Raw genomic sequence first — 6,000 nt, forward strand, 5'->3', positions numbered from 1 at the left:
AAAAAGGTAGCAAATAGGTAGCAAAAATGACAACACATTTATTCCCATTTTTACATGAATACGTACCTCCTGAATTTTTTGCTTCTACTCATGTTAAGCAAATTTTGGAAGCTAAAACTTTGAATGGTTCTTTACCCATATTATCAGCAATTCAATTACTGCTTAGTTGTGTATCAGATAACGATGAATTACATGCATGTTCAGAATATGAGTTAGTAGCTCAGTATGTGAATACACTAATCACAATTAAAAATGATTTAAAAAATGATAAAAATATTATTAAATTTGAACCAAATAAATTTGGGCCTATTGAGAGCAAAGATTTTTTAGAAAGTTTAGATAATTATGATTTTAAAAGTATAAAAACATTACGAGAATGGATTAATTTCTTAAATAATTTTTCTATGTTTAGAATTCATTCTAGAAATATTTTTAAATTAAAAAGAGATATAGATTCTAAAAATAAGAATAGTTACAGTCCTATTTCGAAAAGAGATCAAGCCGATAAGGCGCGGCAATTAATTTTTAAAACATTAGCCTTAATTCCCGAAGTAGAACAAAAAGAACTGTTAAAAGTTGAAAAAGGGAAAAGAGGTTTAAAAAAAGAGATACGACTTTTAATCTCTGAAGAAGATTATAAGAAATTTTTTGACTCGAATGAAAAAACTTTTGCAAACCGATGGTCTGAAGTTTTACCTGAAATTAAGCCCGCATTGCTGAAATAAAAAAAGTAGTCTACTAGGGGGTGTCCTCATTTGGCTTTGCACCAAATAAATATGCAGGCTATACGGATCATAGATTTATAATTGCGTGCTAGTTTATCGAATCGAGTTGCAATAGCACGGAAATGTTTGAGCCTGTAAATAGTTCACGCTGCCTGAATCGGCAATTTGGACTTGTGGATGCCAGATAAAAGGTAAATAGCTGACTGCACACCAAATCAAGACCGGTATTAAAAAAGACCCCAAGCCAAACAGTAGTTTATTTCTTTGACTGAGTTCACGTGCAACGTAACCCATAGTGTTGCCCCTCAATATTACAATTTTTATAAAACGTAATACTGATTAAGCAAAATGGGTGCCAAAATGATTGTTTTCATTCACTAGATTGCTGGAAATAGCCTAAGCTGAAAGAAACTAATGCTTAAATTACGCATAATGCCACCTTTTACATAGAAAAAAGGCTTTAGAAGCAGGGGCGTTGTGCAAGCCATTATCTGGTGTGTTTAGTCCCTGGTTAAAAAAACGTGGAAACAAAAATCAGGTGGCTTAGATAGATGGGTAAGGAGCTAGCGGCACTGTTGCAAATAGTGATTTGAGTCGATGATGTTCCCTTTAAAAAGTGCTTAGAGACCGAAAACCCTGTTGATTAGACACACTTCACCCTGAGGCTGACCATAATAAAATGACGATGCTTGTCCTTTACGTAGTGCACGCATGACTTCAATACCTTTAATTGTGGCATAAGCAGTCTTCATAGATTTGAATCCTAATGTGGCCCTGATGATTCGCTTTAACTTACCATGATCACATTCAATGACATTATTTTTATACTTAATCTGCCTGTGCTCAATATCTACTGGACATTTTCCTTCTCGCTTTAATCGTGATAAAGCATGGCCATAGGTCGCTGCTTTATCTGTATTGATGACCCGTGGAATTTGCCATTTTTTCACCGTATTGAAGAACTTTCCTAGAAAACTATAGGCTGATTTACTGTTCCGTCTAGCGGAAAGGTAAAAGTCAATCGTATGACCCCGTTGATCAACTGCACGATACAGGTAAGTCCATCGCCCCTTCACTTTGATATAAGTCTCATCCATATGCCATGAATGTAAATCTGTAGGATTACGCCAATACCAGCGTAACCGTTTTTCCATTTCTGGAGCATAACGCTGAACCCAACGATAAATTGTACTGTGATCCACATTTATGCCTCGTTCAGCGAGCATTTCTTGAAGTTCACGATAGCTGATGCCATATTACAATACCAACGAACAGCCCAAAGAATGATTTCACCTTGAAAGTGCCGACCGTGGAAGGGATTCATCTGCTGTATCTCGAAATAAATAAGATATTTAGCTTATCATGTCAGCCTATTTGCAACAGTGCCAGTATCGAAAGCTTTTAAACGTGCAGTTAAAAAATAACGTAAAAACTAAAATATGGAAGAATTTCTACAATTTGATCAGACATATAGCGATTGCTGGCTCATCATTTCTCTACTTTTGCTATGTAAACAACTTGCAGTAAATAAATTAGAAATTGACATTCTGCTTAACCTAAAGACACAGGTATCTACACATCTTTCTCGATCCTGAACATGTATTGCTATTTTCTCTAACTCATCAACTGAATATTCCGAAGCTGGCTGGAGGGTATCAGTTTACTGAATAAGGCACACGAGTGACCCGAGTGGGAGCTTGCAGTTATCACCACCCGGGATTTCACCTTTAAAATATTGGTATGATCCTGCCATAGCCAGGTAAAAACTCAGGGTTAAAGCACCGCACCCTCTAGAAAAATGCAGCGCGGGTCTCATGGTCCGGGTGCCGTTCAGCCGTGGCCATGCTCAGGTTTACAGAGCAGCTAAGGGCTAGGCAAAAATGATGGGCTGGATAATCAGCTTTTTACTCTTAACCTTTGCGGATCATAAAAAGGTAACTCCACCACTTTGGCTTTCAGGCGTTTTTTAAGACCATCCAGTTGTCCAACTTCGACGGCGGTGTCTGTTAGGGCATACTGCGGTGCAAGGCGGCACAGGGCAATCTGTTGCTGCAGCACAGGGGAGTTGGCTGCACTGGTCACCACACCCACAGGAAAACGTCCGACATAGACCAGGTCGCCATGCTGGACCGCTTCATTGCCTTCCAGCACTAAGCCCATCAGTTTATGCCGGCTTTCCGGCGCCTGATTTTTCATGGCTTGTTTACCGATAAAATCTTCTTCCTTGGTTTTCATCGGTACTGTAAAACCAATGCCGGCTTCATAGGGATTGGTTTCGGCTGAAAACTCATGCTGTGCAAAGATTAGCCCGGCTTCTATGCGCAATAAATCCAGGGCATCAAAACCGAGCGGAGCAATGTTATATTGCTGACCTTCCTGCCAAACGGCATCCCAAAGCTGTTCGGCATGGCTAGGATGACACCACACTTCAAAGCCTAGCTCACCAGTATAGCCGGTGCGTGATACCATGACCGGAATACCGTCTGTACCGCCCAGCTTGCCGAGGGTAAAGTGGAACCATGCTAATTTTTCTACGCTTGGCTGATGTTCAGGCGTCCAGATCAGTTGCTGCAACAGCGCACGGCTGTGTGGACCTTGCACTGCAATATTATGAATATGCTGGGATGAATTGCGGATGCTGATTTTATAGCCATGCTGCTGTGCCAGCTGTTTCAGCCAGGTTCCTGAATATTCATCACCGCAAATCCAGCGGAAACAGTTTTCACCCATGCGGAAAATCGTGCCGTCATCCACCATGCCGCCGGTTTCCAGACAGGAGGCCGAGTAGGCAATTTCACCCACCGCCAGTCTGCGGATATTGCGGGTCAATGCATACTGCATAAAAGCTTCTGCATCTGGGCCGGTAATTTCAAATTTACGCAGCGCGCTTAAATCGATCATGGCGACCCTTTCACGGCAGGCCAGATATTCTGCTTTGGCACCCCAGCCGTCGTATTCATTGGCAATCCAATAGCCGTGGTACTCACTGATTTTTGAAGTAAGCGCTTGGATGCGCGGAAAAAATCCTGATGCTTGGGTCATGCGCGGCAGTTCCTTGGGGTCAATTCGATAATGCTGGGAGCGTGGGAAATGCTGATCCTGATCATAAATCCGGACCAGAATATCCGTCGGTACCCAGCCATTGGAAGGATCAATATCGTCAGGGCAGGCAGATGATGCACAGAGCAGATCACGGTGGGCACGCAGCAGGACATAATCTCCCGGTCTGGACCACGGTTCTGCCATGCTGATTGCACCGCAAGGTTCAACAAAGGTGTTGTAAAACAGGTTAATGGCAGGCCATGCATTGCGGCTTTGGATGCCAAAAGGCTGCAGAACCTGGTTAAAATTATCGGTGCAGGAAATATGGCCAAAGTAGCCGGAATCGTTATAGAACTTCGGACTGCAGGCACTCAGGAACATATCGTGCCGGCCCACGGTGTCTTGAACCACTTCGGCCAGTGCTTGCAGATCTGAGGCAAAAAACTTAGAGTGCAGCCCGGGAGCCGGGGTGGCATGCCCCAAAATGGTCCGGGTGGCCATGGCATCCAGACCCAGTTCTTGGCCCTGGGCCAAAGCCTGGGCATCAAAGGCCAAAAAATCGGAACACTGCTTGCCCGACAAGTCTATAATTTGAATCCATTGTCCTGCTTTAACGCTATACGTCCGTGCTGAAGCGCGTGGTATCAGAATTTCCTGCACCGGTTTGGCTAAAGGCTGCGGCAAATAATAATGCACGGGCTGGGCTTTAAATAGCGTCACTGGAACTTCATCTATGCAGTACTGCTGCTGTACATTCATGTCCAGGCCGGTATTCAGCACGATGACTTGAATTGCCGCCGATGCCTGAAAAATGTTCTTTCCAGGACTATGCAAGGTCAGCGCCTGCTCCAGCCAGTCAGGCTGTATAGCATGTTGTGCTAACTGCTGTTTCAGGCGCTGGCTAGAGGCGCTGGCCTGATTTAACTGTGCATGTGTAGCCCGAGCACCATTGGCCACTAGGTGGGATTCGGCCTGTAGTGCCTGTAGCAATTCTGGCTTAAGCTGCTGTTCTGTATTGAAAATCAGTAGATCAATACTCTGTTGTTCAGGTAAGTCAAATTGAATGCGATCACCCGCATCCAGGTCAAAAATGTGCATGCACTGTGCATCTGCGCGCAAATACAGTTCATGGATTGGCTGCTGCAGATGAATATATTCATCTGTCACTGCAGTGGCTAAAGCTGAAGTAAGCGTTCCCATAGATGAGCCCAAAGCGTCCCGCTGGTTCTGATGCTCTTCATTTCACACATATTCTGCTGGAACAGCAATTTCTCCAGAGGTATACCCTGAATAGGGTAGTGCTGGATGTTGGCATGATTCCTGCTCAAATAATTTAACTGTAAAGAATAATTCAGCAACATGGCGCATCTTGCGAGTGAAGTGATGAATGACAGCAAAATAGAGACAGAGCGGGCCATAAACCAGGCAGGTGATTTAGATCAGACCCAACGGCTGCTTCGCCAGCGTGAATTGACGCTGTTTTATCTGCAGGCCAAATTAAAGCTGATGCAGATTCAGGATACCAAGGCCGAATTGCCACTTTTTCTGCAATGGCTGAAACAGCATTTTCCTGTGCCGGACTTGCCGGAATATTGTCTGGTGATGTGCTATCCCTTCACTCAGGAATGTTTCATTTTTCATGCCTTGGCGCAACCGCTGGCGCAGTCTGAGGTACGTCTGCTCCAAGAGCAGCTGCTACCGCGTTCTGTAGCGGTGATGCAGCAGGATGTGCTGCTGCTGGGGCAGCATGATTGCCTCTCGCTGTTTACTGGACAGAATTTTGCAGTCTGGCGGGTCTATTTAAACTATTCGGCAGCCCAGCCGGTGGACGTGGAGCTACTGCAGCAGCTGGATCAGGCTTTGCAATCGGGCTTTCAGGAACGTGCGCTACAGCAGGAGCGCATACAAACCATATTGCAGCAGGAGCGGCGTGATTTTTCGGCTGACTTACATGACAGCATTGCGCAAATTATTGGATTCTTAAGGTTGAAATCCGCGCAGCTGAACCAGCAATGCAAACAGCAGCCTGGCTATGCACCGTTGCTGGAACAGACCGAGGAGCTGGCGGCTTATACCCATTATGCTTACCAGCAGGTGCGTGAATTAATTACCGCCTCACGCTTAACCTATCAGGAACTGGATTTTTTCACCGCGCTGAAAAAAATTATTGCCGAATTTGAACATCAGTCCAGTGTGGCTTTTGAACTGGATAACCGTGTTCCACAGCTGAAAG

At 44.5% G+C, this 6,000-nt stretch carries 4 protein-coding genes and 2 pseudogenes; 2 read left to right on the plus strand and 4 right to left on the minus strand.

What is annotated here, in order from left to right; genetic code table 11:
• Positions 1 to 26 precede the first annotated feature (26 nt).
• A complete protein-coding gene (locus CSB87_RS00665) occupies positions 27 to 725 on the plus strand; it encodes a hypothetical protein (protein WP_004704329.1) in 699 nt (232 codons plus the stop codon).
• A gap of 26 nt (positions 726 to 751) precedes the next feature.
• Here CSB87_RS00665 and CSB87_RS00670 read toward each other — a convergent pair.
• From CSB87_RS00670 to CSB87_RS00685, 4 genes and pseudogenes are all read right to left on the minus strand, one after another.
• Positions 752 to 859: pseudogene (locus tag CSB87_RS00670) on the minus strand (IS5/IS1182 family transposase); the annotation flags it as partial.
• Positions 819 to 1,019 carry a hypothetical protein gene (locus tag CSB87_RS00675; RefSeq protein ID WP_004704328.1) on the minus strand — a complete coding sequence of 67 codons (201 nt, stop codon included), beginning with the start codon at positions 1,017 to 1,019 and terminating at the stop codon, positions 819 to 821. The pseudogene CSB87_RS00670 and the gene CSB87_RS00675, both read right to left, overlap by 41 nt.
• Before the next feature lie 326 nt (positions 1,020 to 1,345).
• Positions 1,346 to 2,049, minus strand: a pseudogene (locus tag CSB87_RS00680) (IS6 family transposase).
• Between the two features lie 572 nt (positions 2,050 to 2,621).
• Positions 2,622 to 4,967: a DUF1989 domain-containing protein gene (locus CSB87_RS00685; protein ID WP_004704324.1), complete on the minus strand. Its 2,346-nt coding sequence runs from the start codon at positions 4,965 to 4,967 to the stop codon at positions 2,622 to 2,624.
• Between the two features lie 159 nt (positions 4,968 to 5,126).
• On the opposite strand from CSB87_RS00685, the gene CSB87_RS00690 reads away from it, so the two are divergent.
• On the plus strand, positions 5,127 to 6,000 hold an 874-nt coding region (locus CSB87_RS00690), incomplete at its 3' end, for a histidine kinase (RefSeq protein WP_106105011.1).

This window comes from Acinetobacter sp. AR_0276 (assembly GCF_003000705.1).
GTDB classification, from domain to species: domain Bacteria; phylum Pseudomonadota; class Gammaproteobacteria; order Pseudomonadales; family Moraxellaceae; genus Acinetobacter; species Acinetobacter nosocomialis.